Annotated in this window: 26 protein-coding genes; 11 read left to right on the top strand and 15 right to left on the bottom strand. The window is 64.1% G+C overall.

Features of this window, described 5'->3' with window-relative positions; genetic code table 11:
- Nucleotides 1–14: 14 nt before the first annotated feature.
- The 4 genes from BMY90_RS00425 to BMY90_RS00410 all read right to left on the bottom strand — a co-directional run bounded on the left by BMY90_RS00425 (nucleotide 15) and on the right by BMY90_RS00410 (nucleotide 6,554).
- Complete coding sequence (locus BMY90_RS00425) at nucleotides 15–2,033, bottom strand: serine hydrolase domain-containing protein (RefSeq protein WP_092700343.1); 2,019 nt, start codon at nucleotides 2,031–2,033, stop codon at nucleotides 15–17.
- 26 nt (nucleotides 2,034–2,059) lie between these two features.
- The gene (locus BMY90_RS00420; protein WP_245734769.1) at nucleotides 2,060–4,405 is read right to left on the bottom strand and encodes a TonB-dependent receptor; all 2,346 of its coding nucleotides are present in this window, start codon (nucleotides 4,403–4,405) and stop codon (nucleotides 2,060–2,062) included.
- A 743-nt stretch (nucleotides 4,406–5,148) separates the two neighbouring features.
- A complete protein-coding gene (locus BMY90_RS00415) occupies nucleotides 5,149–5,703 on the bottom strand; it encodes an inclusion body family protein (RefSeq protein ID WP_037099989.1) in 555 nt (184 codons plus the stop codon).
- Nucleotides 5,704–5,831: 128 nt separating this feature from the next.
- The gene (locus tag BMY90_RS00410) at nucleotides 5,832–6,554 is read right to left on the bottom strand and encodes an autoinducer binding domain-containing protein (protein WP_008211860.1); all 723 of its coding nucleotides are present in this window, start codon (nucleotides 6,552–6,554) and stop codon (nucleotides 5,832–5,834) included.
- Nucleotides 6,555–6,625: 71 nt separating this feature from the next.
- On the opposite strand from BMY90_RS00410, the gene BMY90_RS00405 reads away from it, so the two are divergent.
- Together BMY90_RS00405 and BMY90_RS00400 are read left to right on the top strand one after the other, a co-directional pair.
- A complete protein-coding gene (locus BMY90_RS00405; RefSeq protein WP_008211861.1) occupies nucleotides 6,626–7,078 on the top strand; it encodes a DUF4902 domain-containing protein in 453 nt (150 codons plus the stop codon).
- A 211-nt stretch (nucleotides 7,079–7,289) separates the two neighbouring features.
- On the top strand, nucleotides 7,290–7,889 hold the full coding sequence (locus tag BMY90_RS00400; RefSeq protein WP_092701029.1) for an acyl-homoserine-lactone synthase: 600 nt from the start codon (nucleotides 7,290–7,292) through the stop codon (nucleotides 7,887–7,889).
- 106 nt (nucleotides 7,890–7,995) lie between these two features.
- Here the strand turns inward: BMY90_RS00400 and htpG are convergent, their stop codons facing one another.
- Both htpG and htpX read right to left on the bottom strand, forming a co-directional pair.
- Complete coding sequence (htpG, locus tag BMY90_RS00395; protein WP_092700340.1) at nucleotides 7,996–9,864, bottom strand: molecular chaperone HtpG; 1,869 nt, start codon at nucleotides 9,862–9,864, stop codon at nucleotides 7,996–7,998.
- Nucleotides 9,865–10,037: 173 nt separating this feature from the next.
- Entirely contained in the window at nucleotides 10,038–10,931 is an 894-nt protein-coding gene (gene htpX, locus BMY90_RS00390; protein WP_092700337.1) for a protease HtpX, read from the bottom strand.
- Nucleotides 10,932–11,151: 220 nt separating this feature from the next.
- Here htpX and BMY90_RS17160 point away from each other — a divergent pair, with 220 nt between their 5' ends.
- The 3 genes from BMY90_RS17160 to phbB all read left to right on the top strand — a co-directional run bounded on the left by BMY90_RS17160 (nucleotide 11,152) and on the right by phbB (nucleotide 13,509).
- Entirely contained in the window at nucleotides 11,152–11,703 is a 552-nt protein-coding gene (locus tag BMY90_RS17160) for a hemerythrin domain-containing protein (RefSeq protein ID WP_217638540.1), read from the top strand.
- 59 nt (nucleotides 11,704–11,762) lie between these two features.
- Nucleotides 11,763–12,626: a tRNA glutamyl-Q(34) synthetase GluQRS gene (gene gluQRS, locus BMY90_RS00380; protein WP_008211872.1), complete on the top strand. Its 864-nt coding sequence runs from the start codon at nucleotides 11,763–11,765 to the stop codon at nucleotides 12,624–12,626.
- Between the two features lie 142 nt (nucleotides 12,627–12,768).
- Nucleotides 12,769–13,509, top strand: a complete 741-nt coding sequence (gene phbB / locus BMY90_RS00375) for an acetoacetyl-CoA reductase (protein ID WP_008211875.1) — start codon at nucleotides 12,769–12,771, stop codon at nucleotides 13,507–13,509.
- Nucleotides 13,510–13,739: 230 nt separating this feature from the next.
- Here the strand turns inward: phbB and BMY90_RS00370 are convergent, their stop codons facing one another.
- Nucleotides 13,740–14,525, bottom strand: coding sequence for a tRNA threonylcarbamoyladenosine dehydratase (locus tag BMY90_RS00370; protein ID WP_092700334.1), 786 nt, complete (start codon nucleotides 14,523–14,525; stop codon nucleotides 13,740–13,742).
- Nucleotides 14,526–14,681: 156 nt separating this feature from the next.
- Between BMY90_RS00370 and BMY90_RS00365 the strand changes: the two genes are divergently transcribed.
- Nucleotides 14,682–15,071 carry a cytochrome c gene (locus tag BMY90_RS00365; protein WP_008211879.1) on the top strand — a complete coding sequence of 130 codons (390 nt, stop codon included), beginning with the start codon at nucleotides 14,682–14,684 and terminating at the stop codon, nucleotides 15,069–15,071.
- A gap of 28 nt (nucleotides 15,072–15,099) precedes the next feature.
- Here the strand turns inward: BMY90_RS00365 and BMY90_RS00360 are convergent, their stop codons facing one another.
- From BMY90_RS00360 to BMY90_RS00335, 6 genes are all read right to left on the bottom strand, one after another.
- Nucleotides 15,100–15,402, bottom strand: a complete 303-nt coding sequence (locus tag BMY90_RS00360) for an Mpo1-like protein (RefSeq protein ID WP_008211882.1) — start codon at nucleotides 15,400–15,402, stop codon at nucleotides 15,100–15,102.
- A 16-nt stretch (nucleotides 15,403–15,418) separates the two neighbouring features.
- On the bottom strand, nucleotides 15,419–16,294 hold the full coding sequence (locus BMY90_RS00355; RefSeq protein ID WP_092700332.1) for a pirin family protein: 876 nt from the start codon (nucleotides 16,292–16,294) through the stop codon (nucleotides 15,419–15,421).
- A 35-nt stretch (nucleotides 16,295–16,329) separates the two neighbouring features.
- Nucleotides 16,330–17,391 (bottom strand): NADH:flavin oxidoreductase/NADH oxidase, encoded by a 1,062-nt coding sequence (locus tag BMY90_RS00350; protein WP_092700329.1) that lies wholly within the window; start codon nucleotides 17,389–17,391, stop codon nucleotides 16,330–16,332.
- Nucleotides 17,392–17,444: 53 nt separating this feature from the next.
- On the bottom strand, nucleotides 17,445–18,365 hold the full coding sequence (locus BMY90_RS00345) for an alpha/beta hydrolase family protein (protein WP_245734767.1): 921 nt from the start codon (nucleotides 18,363–18,365) through the stop codon (nucleotides 17,445–17,447).
- A 94-nt stretch (nucleotides 18,366–18,459) separates the two neighbouring features.
- Complete coding sequence (locus BMY90_RS00340) at nucleotides 18,460–18,669, bottom strand: cold-shock protein (protein ID WP_008211891.1); 210 nt, start codon at nucleotides 18,667–18,669, stop codon at nucleotides 18,460–18,462.
- Between the two features lie 286 nt (nucleotides 18,670–18,955).
- Entirely contained in the window at nucleotides 18,956–19,165 is a 210-nt protein-coding gene (locus BMY90_RS00335; protein WP_008211894.1) for a cold-shock protein, read from the bottom strand.
- A 320-nt stretch (nucleotides 19,166–19,485) separates the two neighbouring features.
- Here BMY90_RS00335 and BMY90_RS00330 point away from each other — a divergent pair, with 320 nt between their 5' ends.
- On the top strand, nucleotides 19,486–19,920 hold the full coding sequence (locus BMY90_RS00330; RefSeq protein WP_092700327.1) for a hypothetical protein: 435 nt from the start codon (nucleotides 19,486–19,488) through the stop codon (nucleotides 19,918–19,920).
- 18 nt (nucleotides 19,921–19,938) lie between these two features.
- Here the strand turns inward: BMY90_RS00330 and BMY90_RS00325 are convergent, their stop codons facing one another.
- A complete protein-coding gene (locus BMY90_RS00325; RefSeq protein WP_092700325.1) occupies nucleotides 19,939–21,183 on the bottom strand; it encodes a winged helix-turn-helix domain-containing protein in 1,245 nt (414 codons plus the stop codon).
- A 170-nt stretch (nucleotides 21,184–21,353) separates the two neighbouring features.
- Here BMY90_RS00325 and BMY90_RS00320 point away from each other — a divergent pair, with 170 nt between their 5' ends.
- Nucleotides 21,354–21,701 carry an EF-hand domain-containing protein gene (locus tag BMY90_RS00320; protein WP_092700322.1) on the top strand — a complete coding sequence of 116 codons (348 nt, stop codon included), beginning with the start codon at nucleotides 21,354–21,356 and terminating at the stop codon, nucleotides 21,699–21,701.
- Nucleotides 21,702–21,849: 148 nt separating this feature from the next.
- Nucleotides 21,850–22,944: a phospholipase A gene (locus BMY90_RS00315; RefSeq protein WP_092700319.1), complete on the top strand. Its 1,095-nt coding sequence runs from the start codon at nucleotides 21,850–21,852 to the stop codon at nucleotides 22,942–22,944.
- Between the two features lie 91 nt (nucleotides 22,945–23,035).
- Here the strand turns inward: BMY90_RS00315 and BMY90_RS00310 are convergent, their stop codons facing one another.
- On the bottom strand, nucleotides 23,036–23,518 hold the full coding sequence (locus tag BMY90_RS00310) for an FKBP-type peptidyl-prolyl cis-trans isomerase (protein WP_008211906.1): 483 nt from the start codon (nucleotides 23,516–23,518) through the stop codon (nucleotides 23,036–23,038).
- A 120-nt stretch (nucleotides 23,519–23,638) separates the two neighbouring features.
- On the opposite strand from BMY90_RS00310, the gene dacB reads away from it, so the two are divergent.
- Both dacB and BMY90_RS00300 read left to right on the top strand, forming a co-directional pair.
- A complete protein-coding gene (dacB, locus tag BMY90_RS00305; RefSeq protein WP_092700316.1) occupies nucleotides 23,639–25,204 on the top strand; it encodes a D-alanyl-D-alanine carboxypeptidase/D-alanyl-D-alanine endopeptidase in 1,566 nt (521 codons plus the stop codon).
- An 82-nt stretch (nucleotides 25,205–25,286) separates the two neighbouring features.
- Nucleotides 25,287–26,654, top strand: coding sequence for a hypothetical protein (locus BMY90_RS00300; protein ID WP_175481460.1), 1,368 nt, complete (start codon nucleotides 25,287–25,289; stop codon nucleotides 26,652–26,654).
- Nucleotides 26,655–26,678: the final 24 nt, after the last annotated feature.

Below are 26,678 nucleotides of genomic sequence, written 5' to 3'. Positions count from 1 at the left end.
CCGCGCGAATGAAGTCAGTAGTGGACGTTGAAGCTGATCATCCTGAGCGCCAGGATCAGCCACGCCAGATAGATCGCCGCCAGCGCCAGCAGGGTCTCGCCCACCAGCACCCAGCGACCGCGACGTGGCGTCATCCAGCTGCGCACCGTGTGGTGCACGATCAACACCACACCCAGCAAGGCCAGTACGCCCAAGGCATAGAGCAGATAAAGCCAAGGCGTCGCGCCGCCCTGCAGCAGCAGGCTCTGGTCGCTGGCCATGCTCACCATCAGGATCAGCCAGCCAAGCAGCGTGACAAACAGCGCCAGCACGCCCAGTCGCGACCACAGGCGGAAGCGGCGCTGCTTCGGATTCAGCGCAAGTCCCCGGCCGTAGTGACGACGCACCAGCCAACCGCACAACCAGCTCAGCAAGGTAGCCAGCAGGAGCAGCAACGACAACGTACCCAGCAGTTCGATGCTGCCCAGCGTGTGCAGGCCCGTCACTGTCTGGAAAACCATCACCGGCGGCAATGAGTCGGTGACCCAGTAACGAATGTCGCCATTGGCCGCCGCCACGAAATCCAGATGGTAGGGACCATCCACCTGCTGATATTTCAGCGGCCCCACCTCGCGCCAATGCATCGGTGCACCGGAGGGATTCATGAACGCCGCAGTCTGGATCGTGCCGTCGGGCAAGGCCGATACCTGGGTCTGGGTCAAGGCGTAGAGCATGCGCAGCGCACTGTCGTTGCGGCGACTGGACAGATACCAGCCCGCCACTCGCGCGGCATCGGCCTTGGCTGTCGCAGCGGTGGGCAGCTGCGGTGTCGCGACCGGGAAATAGCGGTCGAGGAATGCGTTGAAGATTCCTGCGCGAATCACTTCGGCACCACCCTCGTTGCCCGCGCTGTTGAACGACATGAACACGCCAACGTCGGCATCCAGCATCAGATGCAGATCGGTATGGAAATAGTCCGTATCGCCGGCATGGCCGATGATGGTCTGGCCGTGGCTGTTCTCCTGGTAGAAACCCAGGGCGTAGCCATTCATCCCCGGCGCATCGGTGCGTTGCGGCGTGTGCATCAAGGCGGTCGTGGCCGGCGACAGGATCGAGTTGCCGTCGTAACTGCCGCCTTGCAGCTGGGCGATCATGAAATGCGCCATGTCCAGCGCCGTCGAGCTCATCGCACCGGCCGGGGCCGGGTCGACGATCTCGAAGGGCTGCAGCTTGCCGTCGGAGGCTTTGTCGTAACTGGCGGCCATCAGCGGCTCGAACTGTGCCGGCAGCGGCTGACGGAAGGTGGAGTGCTGCATGTCCAGCGGCTTGAAGAGGTGCTGCTCGACGTAATCGTCGAAGCTCTGCCCGGACACCCGCTGCACGATATAGCCGGCCAGGCCGCAACCGTAATTGGAGTACGCCACCACATCGCCTGGCGGATAAATCCGCGCCGGCAGGTGCGATTTCAGGTAACGCTCCAGATCGACCGGCTTGCCATCGGTGGAAATCAGGTTGCGCGCGGTATCTTCAAAGCCGGGGCTTTGCGTCAACAGGTTGCGCAACGTGATTGGCTTGCCCTGGAACGGCGGAATCTTGAAGTCGAGATAGTCGTTGACGTCGCTGTCCAGATTCAGCTTGCCCGCCTGCACCAGCTGCATCGCCGCCGTCCATGTAAACAACTTGGACGTCGAGCCGATGCGGAACAGCGTGTCCGCGGGAGACGGCACCGTCCGTTGCTTCAGGTTGTTGTAGCCATAGCCCTTGGCGAAGAGCACTTTGCCGTCTTTCACCACCGAAATCACGCCGCCGGCCACGTCGCCCCGCCGCAATGCAAACGGCACCAACCCGTCGAAGAAGTTCGACAGGTCCGCGCCAGTCAGCGCGTGGAGTTGGCCACTGGCATTCGCGGTGGAATCGACCGCCGCCGATGCAGATGCGGGTACGGCCGCAGGAGTCGTCGATGCCGGCTGCATCGGCGGCGGCACCTGCGCCATCGCCAGACCAGTGATGCAAGTGGCGACCAGCGACGCAAGGCATTTCACATAGCGATTCATGAAGCGCTTACTCCGATGAGTCATAGTCAGAAGTCCAGGCCGACGGTCACGCCGACGGTGCGCGGCGGCACATAGGACGCGGCAAACGGACTCCCGCGCGGATCCTCGGTTTCGGAAGACAGCGAGGTGATGCCGCGGGCGTTGGTCAGATTCTTGACGTACCCCCGGATCGTCCAGTTGCCGACATAGACTCCGGCGTGCAGATCGACACCGTGATAGGACGGCACCGTGAAGCGCGGGCCCGGCTCGGACAGGAAATCCGTCATGCGCGCGCCCACGTAGCGATAGCTGCCGCCGACGAACCCCGACCAGCCACCGCCCAGCGGGAAGTTGTAATCCACGCCCGCGTTGGCATTCCATTTCGGCACCCACGGCAGGCGATCACCGTTGTAGCCGTACAAGCCCGGCGGCGTGTCCTGCGTCAACGTCGCATCGGTCCAGCTGGCGTTGGCCGACAGCACCAGTCCGCGCATGGGCTCGTACTTCCAGTTGGCTTCCACACCCTGACTCTTGGCCTTGCCGCCATTGCCGAGGAAGCTGAAATTGCCCGCGGTGGACGCAAGCTGGATCTGGCTCCAGTCGATGTAGAACACGTCGGCATCGAAGACCATGCTGCGATCCAGCAAGGTGGATTTGAAACCGAGCTCGTAGCTGGTCAGCTTGTCCGGCTTGAATGTTGCCGGCGCGCCCAGCCCGGGCGGCACGCCCACATTCGCGCCACCGGGACGGAAACCCGATGCCACGCGCACGTATGCCATCAGGTTGTCGTTGAACTTGAAACTGGGATTGACCAGGAAGGTGGTGGGCGTATCCGTGCTGCGACTGGTGAACTGGCTGGGCCCGGTCAACAGACCGCTGCCGGTTTGCGTATAAGTGGTGCTGTCATGGGTATAGCGGGCACCCACCAGGACGCTCAACTGCGACGTGGCATGCCAGGTCACATCGGCATAACCCGCCCACTCCTTGAAGATGCCGGGACCGATGGAAATCTCGGCCAGGCTGGGCAGATCGATCAGCGCCCCGGTGGTTGCGTCGAAGACATTGATGGTCTGGTGATTCGTGGTGTTTTCGCGCGTGTAGAACACGCCCGCGCGCCACGCCAGGGTTTGCTCCGTCGACGATTGCAGTCGAAGTTCCTGGGTGAATTTCCCCAACGTGATGGGATCGCTGATCGAATACCCGCCATTGGCCAGACCGAAAGCGGGGTTGAGCATCGGACCGTACGCCATGGTGACGTCCTGGTCCTGATTGACCCGCTGCGTGCCGTAACTGCTCGAAGACACCAGCGTGGCCCAACCGAGGTCCGCATTGATCGAAAGGTCATAGAGACGATATTTGACCTTGAACAGGCCGGTACCCGCGGCGCGGCTCTGCTTCTGGTAACCATAGATGGGCTTGAGCGTGGTCGGATCCACTTCCACGCCGGCATTGGCCAGGCCATCACCACTGAGGTTCTGCGCCAGCGCCGAGAAGCGCACCGAGACCTTGTCGTTCGGCGTCCACAGCACTTGCGCACGGCCACCGCTGACCGTGTCCTCATTGACCTCGGACTTGCCGGTGGCCACGTTGTCGATGTAGCCGGGATCGTCGCGATGATAGGCATTCACGCGCAGCGCGAGCTTGTCCTCGATCAAGGGAACGTTGAACATGGCGCGCTCGGTGAGGCCGCTGCCACCACCGCTGACACTGTCATAGCCGACCGTCACGCGGCCGTAGGCGCGAGTGGCGTCCGGCGGCGTGGTGACGAACTTCACCAGCCCACCCAGCGAGTTCGCGCCATACAGCGTGCCTTGCGGGCCGCGCAGCACCTCGATGCGCTCGATATCCGCCGGATCGATATCCGGCGTCAGCAAACCGCCGATGGCGTACACCGTGCTCGAACCGTACGGCGCATCGTCGATATAGGTACTGACGCTGGCATTGGCCTGCCCGCTGCCTGACGTAATGCCGCGCAATACCAGCTGGGTCTGCCCCGCCGCGGTGGAGATCAGGTTGAGACCGGGGATCTGGGTGGCGTAGTCGGCAAAGCTGTTGGCGCCTTCGCGACGAAGGTCGTCACCGGAAACCACCGACACCGCCATCGGCACGTTCTGCAGCAACTCGCTGCGCTTGTTCGCGGTGACCACGATTGTCGCCAGATCGATCGGCGCGGTGCTGCTGGTCGAGGACTGCGCCTGCTGTGCGTGTTGTGCCCCGACGTCCGCCGCGGGCACCTGGCCTTGCACGGATACGCCACCAACGGCGGCCCCTGCCGCGGGATCACCACCATCAGGCGTGGACGGCTGTGCCACTGCATTGAAGGACCCAAGCAAGGCGATGGCTATCGCCAGACTGAGGCCATGTCGCTTCTGCGGATACTGCTGAAATTGCATGACGTTCTCCCCATGGAATCGCATGGACAACCCTGGGGCACTTTGATATCTCATTAACATTACTGTGTCAATGATATTTTTTTATCATACTTGGCACACAAGAGGCAGCCGTGAGCTCCCCGCACAAAAGCCAACGGTGAGGACAACATCAATTCATACCGCTGTCGCACGACAGGGACAGGCAGCTTTCGCGCAGACACGCGCGTGCGGTTGACTGGTGAGGGCACGTGCAGGTCAACCAACTGACGACGTGGCCGTATGCGCCGTCGCACGCGAACACCAGAGGTCCACGTCACGTGCCCGCCCTTCACACCTGATCGGCGACAACGTTCAGCCGATATCTCACCGTTCGCCCTGAGCGTAGGCCCATAGGCCGGAGTCGAAGGGTGATCGCCCGTGATCGCTTCGACTTCCTCGCTCCTCAAAGTCGTAGCCAACCATGGCTACTCTCCGCGTGCGCTGGTCAACGCAAGCCGCGTTCAGCGCGAATGGCCTTTTTTTGCTGAGCTTCGCCGCCAATCAGGTCATCACGTGAATCCGATGCATCGCGGATCGGCATCAAGGTCAGGCCGCGAACCATCGTGTCCGGCTATCGATGCAAGCGGTGCCGCGGTACCCCGTATCATGCGGCGCTCACGCACGACACAGCGAGGGAGCGCATGACTGCGCGCCCTCGCTGACTGGTTTTCACGAAATTGCGGCATCAAGGCCATGGCAGCCAACACCCTGGCCCTATAAAGCGCTCATGACACGGTGATGGTGGGATCCCAGTAGTAGTAGCCGAAGACTTCCTGGTTCTCGCCGTTGTCGGAAAGCGTGTACAGCGCGAAGACGACATAGAAGTTTTCCGTGCCTCCGTTGCGCACCTTCGAGTCGAAGCTGGAAAAATCGATCTTCGTCTGCAGCGCCGGCAAGCCGTTTTCGGAGTTCGCATCAGGCATCACCGCGCCGTTGCGGGTTACCAGGTTCGGCACGAACTGGTTGAACACCTGATCTCCCTTCCAGTACTGGATGCCATAGACGATCACCGCATCATCGGAATTGTCGTAGATCGACACGCCGGTGAAGGCCACCAGATCACCCGGGTTGGCGCGGAAATTGAGGTCGGCGGACCCTTGCCCACTGACGATGCCGCGTGAACCGGTGCAGATCATGAACTGACTGTTGTGATTGATTCCAGTGGGATGACTGGGGTCTTTGCTGGGGTTCGGATAGTTGGTCTTGACGTACTCCGTGTCGATCACGACCAGTACGTTGATCTGCTGCGCGCTCGATTCCAACATGATCTTCATTGCCATGGTGAATCCCCTTGTGCGTTCGTGACGGAAATTGCCGAAAGACATGCCCAAGCATGTCGACACGAAGAATCGCACCCGGGGTCCCCGCTTCCACCTGCCAATCCTGTCAGGTGGCGAACATCGCCAGCTCAGCGCAAGGGCTGCAGCAGGCCGGTCATGATGGCCTTCACCACCGCCTGCAATTTGTTGACCACTCCAAGCTTCATCATCACATTACTGATATGGAAGTTGACCGTGCGCTCGGCGATACCGAGGATCCGGCCGATCTCGTAGGCTGTCTTGCCTTCGGCGGTCCAGATCAGCACTTCGTGCTCGCGTTGCGTCAACGTCACCTCGCCTGCCGCCGTCATGTCGGGCACCAGAAACTGGCTCATCAGCATGTGGGTCAAGTTGCCCAGCCAATGTACTGACCGTGACACTTCGTCGATCTCCGACGAGGCAAGCGCGCCGTGAGGGCGCGCCAGCGACAACAAGCCGAACACGCCATGCTGCCCCCAGCTGGAGCACGCCACCCCCGTCCGGATGCCGTATTCGCAGGCGTCTGCCCACAGCCGATGCGCTTCGCCGCGCATCGTTTGCGGCCAGACCACGAGCTCATTGCTGAGCAAGCCGGCCTGCACGACCGGATCCACGTCCAGGTAGCCACTGTCCCGATAGTGATCCATCCAGCCAGCGGGGTACGTGTCGAAGATGGCCGTCCTTGGTTTGTGCACAGGATAAGGGACACGCACCCCATAGCAGCAATAGTCGAAACCCAGCTCCCGCGCGATTCCGGCCACGCTGAAAAACAGCTCGTGCTCGTTGCGTGCGGCGCCCAGCTGTTGGTAGACATCCTGCCAATGAAGATCCATTCGCCCCTCCCTGCCATCGCGCTGTCAAAGCCTGCAGGTCCGCACACGCGACAAATCGTTATAGTCCTTCGATGAACACGTCCGCCCCCATCATCTTTCGGGATGCACAAGCCGACGGTTACGTGCGCATCCCCGAGCTGGCAATTCCTCGTCTGGCATTGCGTCACCTTTCTTCCGGCTTGGACACCGCACTGCTAGACAATCTGTGGCGCACGGCCATCAATGCACTCAGCGCCGGTTACACCGAGTGGCTATGCACCGGCTGGATTGGTGGCGTGGCTGACGACATTGTCCAGATATCGGTTGGCTGGGACTGGTACCAGGAGAGCGCCGCAGGGACGCTGCTGCTCGCAGGAGGCGACATCCGCAGCAATGTCATGGCCGTCGACTGCAATGGCCATGACCTTGGCATGATGCGGACGACCTTGGCGCTTGACCGTGGGCTGGCCATGCTGGATTGGCAATGCATTGTGGCCGCAGCCGTCCCGCTCGCGTTTCACCCGCGCGGCTCGTGCCTCAACTAGAGCCACTCCTTGCATCCGGCCGAAGGCCAAGCACGGCTCGCACTCGTGGCGATCGTCGCTCCCGGGCATCCATCGATTCGAACTGCAAGAAAAAGTACGTCACGCCTCACCCCCTCAGACTCCGCTGATGCCTGTCGATTCTGACAGTTATCAATGTCTCGATCTGACGCTGTAGTTCTCACTTCTGCAATGGAAAGCCAGGGGTGGAATGATGCAAGCGACCATGCATGATGGCGGGCGCCTGCCCGCTGAGATCGACGACGCACTCGCGCGCTACCGCTATAGGGTCTTCGTCGAGCAACTGGGCTGGGAACTTCCCGTCGTGGATGGCTGCATGGAGCGCGACCAGTTCGATCGCAACGACACCATCTATGTCATCGCCCGCGACGACAGCGGCTCGATCTGCGGGTGTGCACGGTTACTACCCACCACGCGCCCCTACCTGCTGAAGGAGCTGTTCCCATTTCTGCTGGCCAAACCCATGCTGCCACCCGAGGACGCAGGCACTTGGGAGCTGTCGCGCTTCGCCGCGCATCTGTCAGGTGACGATCCGGAGTGGGCCATCCGGCCAATGTTGGCGTTGGTGGTACGCCAAGCGCTGCGGCTTGGCGCGCACCGGCTGGTTGCGGTGACGTTTCTCAGCATGGAGCGCCTGTTTCGCCGTATCGGCGTCCATGCCCATCGCGCCGGGCCGGCGCGGCGCATCGACAATCGCATGGTGGTCGCGTGCTGGCTCGATCTCGATGCCTGCACCTTGTCTGTGCTTGGCATCCATGGTCAGGAAATGCCTGCACCCACCCTGCCCATGTAAGACCCAGCGCTGCATGCTGGGCATGCAGCGCTGGAGTGCATGCCATACGCCGCTCTGGCCGCAAACGCACGCCGGCACCAACGTTCGTGGCAATTGACCCTGCGGCTTACCCCAGCAACACCCGGTTCATCCGCTGCACGAACGCGGCGGGATCCGGCAGCTGCGCGCCGGCGGAAATCTCTGCCTGCTCCAGCAGCAGCGTGGCCAGATCCTTGGCCTTGGCTTCGTCGGCTTCGGTCTCCACGCGTTTGACCAGCGCGTGAGCGGGGTTGATCTCCAGCGTGGGCTTGGACTCGGGCATGTCCTGCCCGGCTTCGCGCAGCAGGCGGGCAAGGTGCGGTGCCATTTCGTAGTCGCTCAGGGCCAGGCACGACGGTGAATCGGTGAGGCGGGCCGAGACCTTCACGTCACCCACGCGATCGCCGAGCAGGTCCTTGAGTTTCTTCAGCAGCGGCTCGGCTTCCTTGGTTGCCTCTTCCTGCTTTTTCTTGTCGGCTTCGTCCAGCGGCACGTCGCCCTTGGCTACGCTCTTGAGCTTCTTGCCGTCGTACTCGCTGAGGCTGCCGATCATCCATTCGTCGATGCGGTCGGACATCAGCAGCACTTCGATGTCCTTGGCCTTGAACGCTTCCAGCTGCGGGCTGCCGGCGGCGGCGGCGTAGCTGTCGGCGGTGATGTACCAGATCGCGTCCTGGCCGACGGCCATGCGGCCGATGTAGTCGTCCAGCGACACGTTCTGCGCGGTGCCTTCGCCCTTGGTGCTGGCGAAGCGCAGCAGCTTGGCGATGCGTTCGCGGTTGTTGGCGTCTTCGCTGATGCCTTCCTTGAGCGTGTTGCCGAAGGCCTTGTAGAAGGTGTGGAATTTCTCGGGTTCGTCGCGCGCCAGTTTCTCGATCAGGTCGAGCACGCGCTTGACGCAGGCAGCCTTGATGCGATCGAGCTGGCGGTTGTGCTGCAGGATTTCGCGGCTGACGTTGAGCGGCAGGTCGTCGGCATCGACCACGCCGCGCACGAAGCGCAGGTAGTTCGGCAGCAGCTCTTCGGCGGCGTCCATGATGAAGACGCGCTTGATGTAGAGCTTGAGGCCCTTGCGCTCGTCGCGGCCGCCCATCATCAGGTCGAACGGCGGCTGCGACGGCAGGTACAGCAAGGTGGTGAAGCTCTGGCTGCCCTCGACGCGGTTGTGCGTCCACGCCAGCGCGTCGTTGAAGTCGTGGCCGAGCGACTTGTAGAAGCTCTGGTAATCCTCGTCGGAAATCTCCGATTTGGGCTTGGTCCACAGCGCCGAGGCGGCGTTGATGGTTTCGAATTCGTCGGTCGGCTTGTCGTCCTTCTCCTGCGGCATGCGGATCGGGAAGGCAACGTGGTCGGAATACTTGGTGATCAGCGAACGCAGCTGCCAGCGCTTGAGGAACTCGTCCTCGTCAGCCTTCAGGTGCAGGATCACCGAAGTGCCGCGCTGCGGCTGGTCGACCTGCTCCAGCGAATACTCACCCTTGCCGTCGCTCTCCCATTTGACGCCGCCGCTTTCCGGCGCATCGGCGCGACGGGTGATCACGGTGACCTTGTCGGCTACCACGAAGGCGGAATAGAAGCCCACACCGAACTGGCCGATCAGGCGCGCGTCGGCCTTCTGCTCGCCGGACATTGCTTCGAGGAAACGCTTGGTACCGGAGCTGGCGATGGTGCCGATGTTCGCCACCACTTCATCGCGGGTCATGCCGATGCCGTTGTCGTGCACGGTGACGGTGCGCGCGTCCGGATCCCAGCTGACGTCGATATGCAGCTCGCTGTCACCCGCTGACAACGCCGGGTTGGCGATCGACTCGAAGCGCAGCTTGTCGCAGGCGTCGGAGGCGTTGGAGATCAGCTCGCGCAGGAAGATTTCCTTGTGCGAGTACAGCGAATGCGTGACCAGGTGCAGGACCTGGGCGACTTCGGCTTCGAATTTGCGGGTTTCGGCGGGTGCGTTCATGCGTGGATATTCCGAACAGACGTTGACTATGACTATGGACAATAGCTCCTCCCCCTGTCCGCAGGGGGAGGTTGAGAGGGAGGTCGCTTTTCAACCTGGACTTTCAAAGATAAGGGCAAGAGCACCCCGCCCCAACCCTCCCCTACACGCAAGGGCGAGTGAAAAGCGGCGGATCAGCGACCGCTTTGCAGCGCGGCGATGCGCTCATTCAGCGGCGGGTGGCTCATGAACAGACGCTGGAAGCCCTGCGCCAGCGGGCCGGAAATGCCGAAGGCGGCCAGGGTTTTCGGCAGCGTGTTCTCGCCGTGATCGGTCTGCAGCCGTTGCAAGGCGGAAATCATCGCACCGCGTCCGGCCAGTTTCGCGCCGGCGGCGTCGGCATGGAACTCGCGCCAGCGCGAGAAGGCCATCACGATCATCGAGGCGAACAGGCCGAACACCACCTGCAGCACCATCACCACCACGAAATAGCCGATGCCGCCGCCACCGCGGTTGTCGTCGCGACCGCCACTCATCCAGCTGTCCACCATCCGGCCAACGATGCGCGCTGCCAGGATCACCAGCGTATTCAGCACGCCCTGGATCAGGGTCATGGTGACCATGTCGCCATTGGCCACATGACCGATCTCATGGCCGAGCACCGCGGCAACCTGCTCGCGGTCCATCTGCTGCAGCAGGCCGGAGCTCACCGCCACCAACGCGCTGTTTTTCGTCATACCGGTGGCGAAGGCGTTCATTTCCGGGGCGTCGTAGATCGCCACTTCGGGCATGCCGATGCCGGCGTTCTGCGCGTGATGACGCACGGTATCCAGCAACCAGCGCTCGGTTTCGTTCGCGGGTTGCGCGATCACCTTCGCACCGGTGGACATCTTCGCCATCCATTTGGACATGGCCAGTGAAATGAAAGCGCCGCCCATGCCAAACACTGCCGCGAAGATCAGCAGCCCGGTACTGCCGCCAATGCCCTGGACGGAAGCCATCCGATCCACCCCGAACAGGTGGCAAATGATGCTCAGCAGGAGCAGAACGGCAAGGTTGGTGGCAACGAACAGGGCTATGCGGCGCACGGCTGTCTCTCGGGCAGTCGATGAAATGGGAGCGCGACGGGGCGCCAGCAAATCAGTCGGGGCGATCAGGGGTCATTTCAAGAGGGAGAAATCGCCCGCAAATCCATACGATCACGGCGCTGGCGCACCGGTACAACACGATAATTTGCACCCAGCCCGCGTCTTCGCGCAAGCCGTTGCAAGGAGGCAAATGCGCAGTACAGTAATGACTGGTCACGGGATGGACCCGGGCCAAAACAAGGGGGCCACCGTGGGAATTTTAGGCAAGCTGTTCGGCTCAAACGATGCCACCAAGGACACCATCTCCCACGCCGCGCCAACCGAGGCGAGCGGGCCCCAGCGCACCATCCGCTACGATCCAGCCCTGCTCAACTCGCTGCTGCATGACCACGCCGAGCTGGGCGCGCTGTTCGAGCGCATCGGCAAGCTCATGCAAGACGGACGATACGACGAAATCCGCCCCGAGCTGGTCAATTTCAAGACCCGGCTGGAAGCACACATCCTTACCGAGAACGTGCGTTTCTACACTTATCTCGAACAAAGCCTGGCCGGCGACACGCACAATGCCGAGATGATGCGCGACTTCCGTCGCGAGATGAACACCATCGCACGCGGCGTCGTCGTCTTCGTCAAGAAATACCAGTCTCCGGGAACATTCGATGCCACGCTGCAGTCCGAGTTCGCCGCGGACTACCAATCCGTGGGGGCGCTGTTCAAGCAGCGGATCAACCGCGAGGAATCCAGCCTGTATCCGCTCTACCAGCCAGACTGACCAGACACGAGGACACGCTTGCCCCGCCACGTCATCGCTCACGCGAAGCACCGCAATCGATGAGTTGCCGCGGTCGTTTCGCCCCATCACCCAGCGGGCCACTGCATTTCGGCTCGCTGGTGGCCGCTGTGGGCAGCTGGTTGTGCGCACGTCACACCGGCGGCCAATGGCTGCTGCGCATGGAGGATCTCGACCCGCCGCGCGAAGTGCCCGGAGCCGCCGCCAACATCCTCGCCACACTGGACGCCTTCGGCATGCGCGCGGACGCGCCCGTGCTTTACCAGTCGCAACGCCGCGCCGCCTATGACGCCGCTTTCGCGGTGCTGCGGGTGGACGATCACGTCTTTCCCTGCTGGTGCAGCCGCAGCGACCTTGCCGCCACGCATGGCCTGCACCGCGACGGCCGATGCGTCACTCCACCGACCACGGATCGCCCGCCGGCCTGGCGCCTGCGCGCACCGGATATCGACGTCGCCTTCGAGGATGCCGTGCAGGGGGCGTACCGACAGAACCTGCGCGAAGACGTGGGCGATTTCGTGATCCGCCGCGCCAAAGGCATCTACGCCTACCAGCTCGCCTGCGTGGTGGACGATGCCTTCCAGGGCATCACCGAAGTCGTCCGCGGCAACGACCTGCTCGATGCCACGCCGCGGCAGATCTGGCTGCAGCGCCTGCTTGGCCTGCCCACGCTGCGCTACCGCCACCTGCCGCTGGCGCTCGACGCGCAAGGCAGCAAGCTGTCCAAGTCCGACGGCGCCTGTCCCGTCGATGCAGCCCGGCCCCTGCCGGCACTGCGACGTGCGCTGGGCTTCCTCGGGGTCCCGGCGAGCGACGCCGAACAACCGGCTGAACTGCTCGCGCACGCGCTGGCGCACTTCGATCCCGCGCGTTTGCCGCGCGGCGCAGGACGCCATGTCACATAAAGGCAACGCATCCATGCGAAGAAAGTTTCCAAAACCACGCCGCGACGCGCGATGATGGAAGCGGACGTCCGACGCGTTTCGGACGTCCAATCCCGATTCGACACATGCAGACACGAAAACCCGGAAACCCAGGAGAACAGCGATGGCACAGCGCACGGCATTGGTCACAGGCGGCACCGGCGGCATTGGCACCGCGATCGTGCGCTATCTTGCCGGGCATGGACATCGCGTGGCCACCAACTTTCGCGATGCCGCCAAGGCCGAGACATGGCGACAGCAGATGGCACGGGAAGGCATCGAGGTCTGCATGGTGCAAGGTGATGTCTCCGACCCGGAAGCGTGCGCGGCCATGGTTCGCGCCATCGAGTCGCAGTGCGGTCCCGTCGACATCCTGGTCAACAACGCCGGCATCACCCGCGACACCACCTTCCACAAGATGAGCTACCAGCAGTGGACGGAGGTGGTGAACACCAACCTCAACGCCTGCTTCAACGTCACCCGCCCGGTGATCGAGGGCATGCGTGCGCGCAAGTGGGGCCGCATCGTGCAGATCAGCTCGATCAACGGCCAGAAAGGCCAGTACGGCCAGGCCAATTACGCCGCCGCCAAGGCCGGCATGCACGGCTTCACCATCTCGCTGGCACAGGAGAATGCAAAGTTCGGCATCACCGTGAACACCGTTTCGCCCGGCTACGTGGCCACCGACATGGTAATGGCCGTGCCGGAAGACGTGCGCGCCAAGATCGAGGCGCAGATTCCGATCGGCCGCCTCGGCAAGCCCGAGGAAATCGCCCATGCCGTGGCTTTCCTCACCGGCGAGGAAACCGGCTGGATGACCGGCGCCAACCTGGCCATCAACGGCGGGCAATACATGGGTTGGTAATTGCTGCGTTTGCGAGATGCGTTGAAGCGCATCTCGCGCAGCGATTACCAGGTGAGGCATGGATGCCGAACGGGCGGCGACGCAGGGATGCCTGCTTGCCATATCGCCCCACAAGGACATGTAAAGCGCGCTTCGAACCCGCCTGATCGCGAGCACCCACCCCTCATCCGCTCTTCGGGCACCCCGGATCAAATTCGGGCCAGGCTCTTCTCTCCGGAGGGGGGAAGGATTCAGGCTTGCAGCAACTTCTCCATCACCTTGCCCACCGCCGCAAACGCAAACGCGCCGGTGACGTGTGTCGCCGCGCCCAGCCCGCCGCCGCAGGCCAGGTTCAATGCGTCGCCACCCGGCGGGCGGTTGCCACACACGGTGCCATCCGGTTGCGGGTACTGCACGTTCTGCAGCGAATAGACGGCTGACACGCCGAAGTAGCGGTCCGGGTTGCGCGGGAAGTTGAAATCGGTGCGGAGCTTCTTGCGGATCAGGCTGAACATCGCGTCGTGTTCGGTGCGCGACAGGTCGCGCACGCGGATCTGGGTGGGGTCGGTGCGACCACCAGCCGAACCCACGCTGACGATCGGCAACTTGCGACGGCGGCACCAGGCGATCATCTCCAGCTTCACGCGAAAGGCATCGCAGGCATCCAGCACCACGTCGTAGCCGCGGTCGAGCAGTTCGTCCAGCGTCGAGGTGGTCAGGAAGCGTTCGATCGCCTCCAGCCGCAGCACCGGGTTGATTGCATGCAACCGCGTGGCCATCACGCCGACCTTGGTCTTGCCGTACTCGCCGTCCAGCGCATGCAATTGGCGGTTGGTGTTGGATACGCAGATATCGTCGGCATCGATCAGGGTGAGTCGCCCCACCCCGCTGCGCGCCAGTGCCTCGGCCGCCCATGAACCCACGCCGCCGACACCGACCACGCAGACGTGCGCCTGCGCCAGCCGGTCGAGGCTGCCCGTGCCATACAAGCGCTCGACACCGGCAAAGCGCTCGACCGGATAAGTCGCTTCGCTCATGACCGTGCACCTGTTGCGCGAGATTTCCTGCAAAACTTCATGTCGTTCCCGACGATGCCACCGAAAGGCCGACAGTTTAACCAACCGCGCGCATGGCAAGGACACGAGGCTGCGGTATCCTCGGCGGCAATCTTCATTGCCACCCGGATCGTCGACATGCGTGCAGCCCTTCTCATTCTGCTTGGTTTGGTCATCGGCATTCTTGGCACGGTTCCCGTGATGAACACGCTGAGTGAGCGCAATCCCATGCCCAAGGCCGTGATGACCACCATGGGTTATCACATGCACCAATTGAAGGGCGCGCTCAAGTCGCAGCGCTGCGAAGCAGCCGTGAGCCTGGACCAGCTGCAGCACATGCAGGTGATCGCCAGCGATATTCCCGCAGCTTTCCCTGGTGCGCCGCAGCCGTTCGTGGACGATGCCAACCACCTGCGCAGCGCACTGAAGGCCGCCGTATTGGCCGCGCCGGCGGATTGCCCCGCGCTGGCCACCGTGCTGGAACCGGTCGGCAAGGCCTGCCAGACCTGCCACCAGCAGTACCGCTAAGCATCCCGGCCAGCACGACAAGGCGCTCCTAGAACCGCACCTTGCCGCGTAACATTTGCCAGTACATCACCCAGTCGCCCATCAGGCTGTACAGCGGATGGCGGAACGTGGCCGGGCGGTTTTTCTCGTAGGCGAAATGCCCGATCCAGGCGAAACCGTAGCCGACCACCGGCAGCAGCCACAGCCATGCCAACCGCCCGCTGAGCAAGGCCAGCAACACGATCAGCAGCACCAGCGTGCTGCCCGCGAAATGCATTCGGCGACAGCGCCGGTCGCGGTGTTCGCCAAGATAGAACGGATAGAACTCGCGAAAGCTGGTGAACCCGGCCATGTGCGCCACCTCCCGCTCAGCGCGCCGGCAACGGGATGAACTCATCCTCGTCACCGGCGACCTTGCCGAAGCGCTGCTCGCGCCAGTCGTCCTTTGCCTGCTCGATCCGAGCCTGCGTACTGGCGACAAAGTTCCACCACAGGTGACGCTCGCCATCCAGCGGAGCCCCACCGAACAGCATCACCCGACTGGCCGAACGGGCACGCAGCGGTGGTGCCGGCGGTCCGGCCTGCACCGCCATCTGGCCATGGGCCAGCGACTCGCCGCCCCACTCCAGCACGCCATCGACCACATGCACGCCGCGCTCCGCGTGCTCGTGCGGCAGTTCCAGCACGGCACCGGCCTCGAGCCGCGCTTCGATGAAGAACATCGGCGCGAACACCTTCACCGGTGAAGCACGTCCGTAGGCATTACCGGCGATCAGCACCAATTCGGCACCCGGCAAGCGGATGCGAGGCAAGGCATCGGCCTCGTGGTGATGAAACTCCGGTGGCACGTCCTCGTCCGCCTTCGGCAACGCCACCCACACCTGTACGCCATGCATGCGCTGGCCACTGGCACGGGCCTCGGGCGGCGTGCGCTCGGAATGGGCGATCCCGCGGCCGGCCGTCATCCAGTTCACCGCGCCCGGGCGAATGTCGGCCAGGCTGCCCAGCGTGTCGCGATGGCGAATCGTGCCGTCGAACAACCACGTCACCGTGGCCAGTCCGATGTGCGGATGCGGCCGCACATCCATGCCCCGTCCGGGGGCGAGGTCCACCGGCCCCATGTGGTCGTAGAACACGAACGGGCCGACGTGGCGTGCATCGAGCGCCGGCAGCAGGCGACGCACGGTGAAGCCATCGCCGAGATCGTGCAGGCGACCGTCGATGCGTTGCGGCGTGGCGTTCATCGGGACACTCCTTGAGTCGGCAGCACGGAAGCGTGTTACCAAGCCCGCCCATATTGCACCGGTGCGGCGATCTGCGCACCCAGCTCGCTGGCGGCGCGGCGCGGGAAATACGGATCACGCAGGCTCTCGCGCGCCAACGAGATCACGTCCGCGGCACCCTCGGCGAGAATGGCTTCGGCTTGCGCAGCCTCGGTGATCAATCCCACCGCACTGGTGGCGATGTCAGCCTCGCGGCGCACCTGCGCCGCAAAGGGCACCTGGTAACCCGGGCCCAGCGGAATCGTCACGTGCGGCACGAGGCCACCACTGGACACATCGACCAGATCCACGCCCAACGGCTTCACCATGCGCGCCAGGGCCACGCTTTCCTCCGGGGTCCAACCGCCCTCCGCCCAATCGGTGGCGGAAATGCGCAGCCACAGCGGCAGATGCTCGGGCCATACCTCACGTACCGCCACCACCACTTCGCGCAGCAAGCGGGTGCGGTTGTCGAAACTGCCGCCATAGGCATCGGCCCGGCGGTTGCTCAACGGCGACAGAAATTGATGCAGCAGGTAGCCATGCGCGCCATGCAGTTCGATCAATTGAAAGCCCGCGTCCAGCGCCCGTTGCGCGGCCGCGCGGAAATCCGCGATCACGGCACGGATACCGGCCTCGTCCAGGGCATGCGGCACATGCCAGCCGGTATCGAACGGCACAGCCGAGGGCGCAACCACCGTCCAGCCGCCCTTCGCCACGGCCACCGGGCCATGCCCTTCCCACGGGCGCTGGGTGCTGGCCTTGCGACCGGCATGGGCCAGTTGCACGCCGGGGATGGCGCCCTGCGCCGCGATGAAATCGGCGATCGGTCGCCATGCGGCGAGCTGCGCGTCATTCCAGATACCGGCGTCCTGCGGCGAAATGCGGCCCTCGGCCGACACCGCGGTAGCCTCGGCAATGACGACCGCCGCACCACCCACTGCGCGACTGCCCAGGTGCACCAGATGCCAGTGATCCGGCAAGCCGTCGACGGCCGAGTACTGGCACATCGGCGCCACCGCGATGCGATTGCGCAGGGTCAGGCCACGTTGCGACAGGGGTTCGAAGAGCTTGGGCATCAGACGACCTTGTGGAGAGCGATATCTGGAAGTGCCTGCATCCCGCCGCCGCTTCAAGATGAATGTGGGTCCGGCGTGGCGAACGCAGTGTTCCGTCGATCGACCCAATGCGCGATGCGGGCGGCAATTTCCGCCGGCGTCTTCATCCACGTGAAGTGATCGGCAGGGTGGCCCGCGAGATCCGCCGGCTCGATCACGCCGACCTCATGTGCAGACCGTGGCATCTTGCCGAGCAGCCATTCCAGTGAAGCGGACGGCCCGAACCAGTCGTCGCGCAGGCGCAGGGCCATCACCGGCTGCTGCAGCTCGGACAGGCACTGCTCGAAATCCACCGTCATGCCCGCCGCGGCATAACGCCCACTGCGACCGCTGCGCGCCCAGTCGGCAATGACGCCACGTGCTTCGTTGCCGCCGAAACCGATCCGGCGGCCGGGAAGATGACCGCACAACCGGGCCAGCCACGGCGCCAGCACGTAGGCGGAACCGATCGCCGCGCCACGCCGGAAACGTCGCCAGTAAGGTGCGCCACTGGCCACCAGCACGATGCCGGCGAAGGCCGTCGGATGCAGCGCCGCATACAGGCAGGACACTTGCCCGCCCAGACTGTGCCCGCCGATGTGGAACACGGCCTGCGGCCAGCGCGCCCGCGCCGCCGCCAGGCCGGCCGGCAGATCGACCTCCAGCAGTTCGCGATAACCCCAGTCGCAGCGCCGACCCGCACGACGATCACTCGAGCCGATCCCGCGCCACTCATGCAGCACCACAGCCACGCCATCAGCCGCCAGCGCCGTGGCCAGCGGCAGGTAATGCTTCGCCGGCACGCCAAGTGCAGGCAGCCAGTACAGCACATGCCGGGGCGATGACGCCGGCGCGAGCAGCAGCAATTCGAAGCGTGCGCCGTCGCGGGTGGTCACCGGCATGGCATCGGGCTCGGCCAGCGCCTGTGTGTCTGGCGAAACAGGGAGTGCGGTCATGGCCGCAGGCTAGCGAATCGACGCGCGCGACACAAAACCGTCCACGAAAAAGGCCGGCTTGCGCCGGCCTTCTCCGGTCGTGCATCGATGCGGTTCACTCCGGCGCGACTTCATCGGCCTGCAGGCCCTTCTGGCCCTGCACCACCTTGAAGCTGACCTTCTGGCCTTCTTTCAGGCTTTTGAACCCGGTGCCGGTAATGGCCCGGAAATGCACGAAGACGTCCGGGCCGTTCTCGCGGCTGATGAAGCCGAAGCCCTTGGCGTCGTTGAACCACTTGACGGTGCCAACTTCACGATCCGACATGACTCACTCACTCCGATCCGTTTCAACTCTGACTTGAGACCAGTCGACCCGCCCGGGTCGACGGCTTACTGGGCATGCTGAGGATCGAGTGGAGCGACACGGAAACGCAAAACCGCATCGGGGCACGCACGTGACCAAGCAGACACAGTGGCCCGAGGATAACTTATTTTTGAAATGCAAGTGCTGAAAGGCCACACAAGCCAAAATCCGGCCCCAAGTCATTGCCTGCAAACAAAAAAGCCGGGCATCGCTGCCCGGCTTTGCTGGTTCGAGTGCCGCGAGGCAATCAGACTGCAGCCACCTCGTCGGCCTGCAGGCCCTTCTGGCCCTGCACCACCTTGAAGCTGACCTGCTGGCCTTCCTGCAGGCTCTTGAAGCCGTTGCCGGTGATCGCGCGGAAATGCACGAAGACGTCCGGGCCGTTGTCACGGCTGATGAAGCCGAAGCCCTTGGCGTCGTTGAACCACTTGACGGTACCGATCTGACGATCAGACATAAAACACTCCACTAAGGTTTTCACGAAAATACATAGACTCGACGACCGCCATCGGCGGCGTCTGCTTACTGGTGTGCAAGGAACCCTAGGGTGAGCGATGAAACGGATCACGATCAGCAGCATCGGGTCACATGACTCTGGTGACCCCGGCAAACACAGTACTCAAAGCGTAGCCGAAGTTTTTTTCGAATGCGACTCCCTCGCATCGCCGGGCCACGCTTGATTCAGGCCACCGCCAGCCGCCGATTTCAACTTCCTTTTACGCCGGTCGGATTAGGGTGAAGCCATCGCCCGCTTCCTGGACGCCCCGGGAGTCACTCATGAAACATTTCACGGTGCCGCGCTTTGCCACGGCAGCCTGCGCCGGGTGCGCCCTGTTGCTGGCGGCCTGCAGCCAGCAACCTGCTCGCCCGACGTCCTCGGCCCCCGCCCAAACGCACCACCACGTCCACCACCTTTCATCCGCGGCCGAGACCGCCCCCACCCCGTTGCCGTCGCGCACCGGCATCCCGGTTTGCGACGCTTATCTGTCCACCTATATCGCCTGTCACCGTGCGGCCAACATCTTTGCCCCCGACCAGTTGCAAAGTCGCTACGAGACGATGCGCGACAGCCTGTTGCGCGATTCGCAGGACCCGGACATTCGTCCGCAACTGGCCAACCGCTGCGAATCGCTGCAGCAAAGCCTGCACGAGGCCCTGCACGGCAAATCCTGCGACGCGCCACTGCCGATGCCGAGCAGCAGCTCGCACTGAGCGCCGGCCCCGAGATGATCATCCGATTTCGGCAGCGTCCCGCAGTGCCGCCCGCAACAGCGGCGCCAGCGCCGCCGGACGGCAGCGTCCCAGCCGCACTTGTGGCGTTTCGTGCCAGCGCGCAGTGCGGGTGATGGCCATGGCGAGATCTGCCACCAACCGGGAATCCGGTTCCACGCCTTCTTCAAGATACAGCGACTTCACCTCGAATACGCCCTCGGCACGATGCGCCTTGGCATCCAGCCGCCCGGCCAATCGACCGCGATGCAGGATCGGCAGCACGTAATAGCCGTACTGACGTTTTGGGGCCGGCACGTAGCATTCGATGCGGTAGTCGAAATCGAACATCGCAAGCAGACGGGCACGATCCCAGACCAACGGATCGAACGGCGACAGCAAAGCGGTATGCGTCGCACGCAAGCGTCCGGCACATGCCTTCGCCAGCATCGCGGCATGATCGGCATGCACGTAGCCGGGTTCCGTCCAGCCCGCCACCTCCACCGCCAGCAACTCGCCGGAGGCCAGCAACGGTTGCAGTTCCCGCGTCGTCACGCCCGGCTTCAGCCGGTAGTAATCCGCGATCCAGCGCGCCCGGGCCACGCCCAGCGCCCGCACGCTGTCCAGGATGAAACGCCGCCGCAAATCCTCGTGCGACAAGCCCGCGTCCGCCGCATCCAGTGGCGGGTTTAGCCGGGCCAGCACTCGCTCGGCCATATCGTAGACGCGCTGGAACCGGTCGCGCCGCGCCACCATCAACTCGCCCGACGCAAACCATGCTTCCAGCCAGCGCTTTTCCAGCTTCCACTCCCACCAGCCGGAAGCCCCGCGATCGCTGCGCTCGAAATCAGCCGCGCGTACCGGGCCGTTGGCGCGGATGTGCGCGAGCAGCGCATCCATGTCCGCGGCATGCTCGTCACGCATGCGCCGAGCATGCCGATGCGCCCAGTGACCATCGCGCTGCCCGCGCCAGGCGCGATGCAAGGCGACATCCGACGCCGGCACGAAACACGCTTCATGCGCCCAGCACTCGGCCAAACGGCCGCGCTCAAGCGCCTCGTCCAGCCATTCGGGCGGGTAATCGCCCAGACGCGCATGCAACACCAGGTACGGACTGCGCGCGACCACGTGGATGGTGTCGATCTGCAGCAAGCGCATGCGCTCGACGATTGCCGGCACGTCTGTGCGCTTTGCCCGGCGGCGCGGCGGCTGCAACAAACCCTGCGCAGCCAATTGCAGGCAGCGCGCCTGATTCACCGACAACACCCCGGCCGGAGCTGAAGGTTTGCCCAACGTTCGCGCCATCTTCACAAAACTACCGCCGCCATCTTGAGTCCTTGTTGACGGAACGCTTGTTAGCGTACCTGCTGAGTCCGGAGACCTTGCATGGTTCTCGCACCCAGCGCCGTATCCCATATTGGCATGGAGTACCTACAATGAAATTGCGTACCGCTTTCCTCATTCCCCTCGTCGCCGGCAGTCTGCTGCTGGCCGGCAATGCCCTGGCGCAGGATCAGTCCCAGTCGACCCCGACCAGCGACACCACCAGCACCACGTTCAACTCGCCCAAGGGCCAGGTGACGATCAACTCGCAGCCGGCCGCCGTGCCGGATGCCGGCCCGGCTCCGGACTTCGCCACGCTTTCCGGCGGCAAGAAGTCGATCACGGAAGCACAAGCCGCCGCCTACCCGCCGCTGGCGAACGATTTCGAATACGCCGACAGCAACCGCAACGGCTCGATCAGCAAGGCCGAATACCAGCGCTGGGTGAAACAGATGCATTGACGGCACGCCGGAAATTCCGGCTCAGCCTGGGGCCTTTTCAACGCCGATCACGCGCTGCCTGTGATCGGCGTTTTCTTGCCCGTCACGCCCACCCGCTAAAATGGCCGCCCCCCACGCGCCCGGACCGCGCCCTGAGGAGCCCTCCCTGATGAAACAGTCGACCGCCGTGCTTGCGGCCACGATTGCCGGCCTGCTGAGCATGGCCGCCCATGCGCAAAACCCGAATCCGATGGACATCCGTGCCTGCACGGCCATCGAAAGCGATGCGCAGCGCCTGGCCTGCTACGACAAGGCCACCGGCCGCGAAAACCTGCCTGCCGCGGAAAAGCGCAACGCCGAAAACACCGAGGCGCCTCCATCGATGGCCAGCCACGGCATCTTTTCGCACGAACACCGCATCGAGCCCGCTCCCACGAAGGTCGCCACGCCGCTGTCGTTGCTGGACACCCGGTGGGAGCTCTCGCCCGAGAGCAAACTGGGCACCTTCAATATCCGCGGCTACCAGCCGGTTTACGTGATGCCGGTGTTCGCCACCAGCAACCAGAACGACCGCCCCACCAGCCCCAATCCCGTAAACACGGTGCAGACACCGCAGGATCTCGACAACGTCGAGGCGAAATTCCAGATCAGCCTGAAGACCAAGGTCTGGCAGGGCGTGTTCGGCGATGCCGGCGACCTGTGGATCGGCTACACCCAGTCCTCGCGCTGGCAGGCCTACAACTCGAAGCTCTCGCGCCCGTTCCGCGAAACCAATTACGAACCCGAAGCGATGCTGGTGTTCAACACCCATTACCACGTGCTGGGCTGGGATGGCCGGCTGCTCGGCATCGGCGTCGACCACCAGTCCAACGGCCGCTCCGATCCGCTGTCGCGCAGCTGGAACCGGGTGATCGCCGACTTCGGCTTCGAGCGCGCGGGATGGACGCTGATGATCCGTCCGTGGTGGCGCATTCCCGAGTCGCGCCAGGACGACAACAACCCCGACATCAGCGACTACATCGGCCGCGCCGACATGCAGTTGATACATGAATGGCACGGCCAGGAATTCGGCCTGATGCTGCGCCATTCGCTGCGCGGCGGCAGTCGCAGCCACGGCGCCGCCCGCTTCACCTGGAGCTTCCCGGTAGCCGGCAACGTGCGCGGCTACATGGAACTGTTCAAGGGCTACGGCGAGAGCCTGATCGACTACAACCACAACGCCACCTACCTCGGCGTGGGCATCTCGCTGCTCGACTGGTACTGACCCAACATCGCAAATGGCTCTGACGACGAAGGCCCGGGGCTTGCGCTCCGGGCCTTCGGATATCGCACGACGGTGAACCGTCGGGATGCGATCAGTGCTGGTGACCGCCTTCGCCGTGCACGTGACCGTGCTCGAGCTCTTCCTTGGTGGCCTCGCGCACGTCGGCCACTTCGATGGCGAAATGCAGGGTCTTGCCGGCCAGCGGGTGATTGCCGTCGATGTGCACCTTGCCGTCCTCGACCTTGGTGACGGTGACGTTGACCACGCCCTGCGGGCCCTGGCCCTGGAACTGCATGCCGGGCTGGATGTCTTCCACGCCCTGGAACGCCTCGCGCGGCACTTCCTGCATCAACTCGGCCTGGTGCTCGCCGTAACCTTCGGCCGGCGCCACATCGGCATTGAACTTGTCACCCGCCTTGCGGCCTTCCATCTGCTTCTCCAGACCCGGCACGATCTGGCCCTTGCCGTGCATGTAGGTCAACGGCTCGCGGCCATTGGAGCTGTCGATGACCTGACCTGCGTCGTCGGTCAGGGTGTAATGGAAAGCGGCAACGGTGTTCTGGGCAATCTGCATGAAAAATCTCACGGTTCGGTGAATTCGCCGGAGCTCATCCGGCACGAAAGTCCAAGCCTAACAGAGATGTGCCGATGGCACGGCCTGCAGCGGGGGGCCGGATTGGCGATACTGACCGCCATGCGCACGCCTCGTTTTGCCCTCGCCCCGCTGCTGTACGCCGCCCTTGCCGCTTCCGTCGCCGCCGCGCCGGTGGTCGTCCCGCCAACTGCCGCCGTGCCGCCCACCGCGCCTGCGGCCGTCGCGACGCTGGATGCCCGGATCGATGCGCTGATCCATCAACCGCGCTTCGCCCACGCGGCCTGGGGCATCGCCGTGGTGTCGCTGGACAGCGGCCAGACGCTGTACACCCATCGTGCCGAGCACCTGCTGCTGCCTGCCTCCACCGCCAAGCTGTACACCGCCGCGCTGGTGCTCGATACGCTGGGCCCCGACTACCGCATTCCCACCCGACTGCTGGGCACGAAACCTGTGCGACAGGGACGGCTGGACGGCCCGCTGATCCTGTACGGCATGGGCGACCCCACCCTCGGAACGGGCAGCAGCACCGACTGGGCCGATCAGCTGGCGGCACAACTGGCCGCGCATGACGTGCGTCGCGTGCATGGCGACCTGATCGCCGACGACAGCTATTTCACCGGTCCGGCCGAAGGCGCCGGCTGGGAGGCAAACGACCTGCAGAGCTGGTACGGCGCACCCACTTCCGCACTCAGCATTAATGAGAACATCGTCGCGGTGACCGTGCATCCGGCGGCGCATGCCGGCGAACCAGCCCGACTCGATGTCGACCCCGGCGATGCGGTGCCGTCGCTCGTCGACACCCTGACCACCAGCGCCGCCGGCACACCCCCGGACATCAACCTCTATCGCGCCCCGGGCGCCTCCACCCTGTACGCCTTTGGCAGCATGCCCGTGGGCGCCAAGCCGCAACGCTACCGATTGGCGATAGCCGATCCGGCGCTGCTTGCCGGCCAGCGCCTGCAACGCGCACTCGCCGCCCACGGCGTGAAACTGGAGGGCCGCGTACGCACCTTGCACTGGCCGCAGGACGACGCCTACCTGCTCGCCCATGCGCAGCCATTGGGCGAAGTGCTGTCGCCGCCGCTGCTCGACGTGTTGACCAGCGGCCTGAAGCGCTCGCAGAACCTGTACCTGCAGAACCTGCTGCAAATCGCCGGCGTCAAGGCCCGCGCCGAAGCCATGGCATCACCCGATCCCGCATCCCCCACCCCGAGCGGCTTCCAAAGCAGCGAGGACTGGGGCATCCGTGCGCTGTACGCACTGCTCGGCCGCATCGGCATCGCACCCTCCTCTGCACTATTGGAGGAAGGCACCGGGATGTCGCGGCAAGACCTGACCACACCCGCCGCACTGGTGCGCCTGCTGCAATACCTTGCGGCCCAACCCTACGCCACGCAGTTGCGCAGCGCGCTGCCGATTGCCGGCATCGACGGCACCTTGCAGTGGCGCATGCGCAACACCCCGGCCGCCGGCAACCTGCACGCCAAGACCGGCAGCATGACCTACGTCGACTGCCTCGCCGGCTACGTCACCAGCGCGGATGGCGAACACCTCGCCTTCGCCATCATGCTCAACAACTATCGACACCCCGCCGACGCCCCGCGCACCAGCGCCGACCTCGACGCCATCGCCGAGTTGCTGGCCGGGTTTCGCAACGAGCATTGAGCAGGCGCCTGACGCACTGCGTAAATACATGCGATCCGCGTTCATATAGCGTACGGGCACGTTCCTGACATGCGGATTTCCCATGCCGATTCGAACCGCCCTGGGCTTCGCCCTTTGCCTGTTGACACCCGGCATCCTCGCGAAAGCACCGGACATGTCACTGGACACTCTGTTCCGCACACTGGAGCCGATGACCAATGACCTGGCCCGCTACAACTATCTGAAACAGGCCATGCCCCGTCTTGCCCCGGCCGACCGCCCGATTGCCGTGCAATTGCTGGCGGGTGTCGAGGACGAGCTGGGCATGTACAAGCAAGCCATCCTCGATTTCCCACTGATACCCCGGCTACCCGGCAACCTGTCGATTCCGCAGGCGAGCGATTGGCGAGCCGCCAGGGCCGTCGATGTCGTCGCCGAACTGGCCAGGGACCGTCACATCGTCATGGTCAACGAGGCCCACCACGACGCACATACCCGCGAGCTGACCCTGGCGCTGCTGCCGCGCCTGCGCGCACTCGGCTTCACCCATTTCGCCGCGGAAGCGCTGGGCAATCGCGACCCCGCACTGATGAAGCGCGGCTATCCGGATGGCACCAGCGGATCCGAATATCTCCACGAGCCCCTCTACGGTGAAATCATCCGCACGGCGATCCGGCTCGGCTTCGTCATCGTTCCCTATGACGGCGATAGCACCGACACCGCGGCGCGCGAACGGGAACAGGCACGCAACCTGTACCAGCGCGTGTTTGCCGGCAATCCGGATGCCCGGCTGTTCGTGCATGCCGGCTACGCTCACATCGACAAAGGCAAGGGCCGGCTGGGCAAGGTCAAGCCCATGGCCATGCAATTGCAGGCGCTGACGGGCCTCACCCCGTTGTCGGTCGACCAGGTCAATTTCCGCGATGTGCACTCAGGGAATGAATTCGACCCATATCACCAGCTCGTCGCGTCCTTTCATCCGCAGTTGCCCACGGCCCTGGTCAATCGCGAAACCGGGAAGGCGTGGAGCGTCTCGCCGGGCACCTACGATGTCAGCGTGCTGCTCCCGCCCAGTCTGGCGCTGGCGCCGGGCGGCGACGAAGTGCACACGGCATGGCTCTCCTTCGGCATGAGCGGCATCGCGGTCAAACCGCCCTCCAGTGATCCGATCCGGCCGGCGTGGCTGCAGCTCGATGGCAAGCGACACGCCCATTTCGTGGATGGCAGCCTTTGCGGCAAGACGTTCCCGTGCGTCATCGAGGCCCATTATCCAGGCGAACCGGACAACGCCACTGCTGCCGATCGTTACCTTTTCACCAAGCCATCCATGCGTGAGCCGTTGTACCTGTTCCCGGGCCGCTATCGCCTGCGCGCGTTCGATCGCCACGGAAAAACACTGGCCGAGAACACCATTGCCGTGGCGGAAGCCGGCACGGCACCTGCCACGCCCGTCCTTCCCGGGCTCCAGTAGTAATTCCGCGCTCCCGGTGGCCCC

The sequence above is a fragment of the Rhodanobacter glycinis genome (genome assembly GCF_900114325.1).
GTDB classification, from domain to species: Bacteria; Pseudomonadota; Gammaproteobacteria; order Xanthomonadales; family Rhodanobacteraceae; genus Rhodanobacter_A; species Rhodanobacter_A glycinis.
Note: the sequence above shows the minus strand (reverse complement) of the source record. Positions and strands in the feature narration are given on the sequence as shown.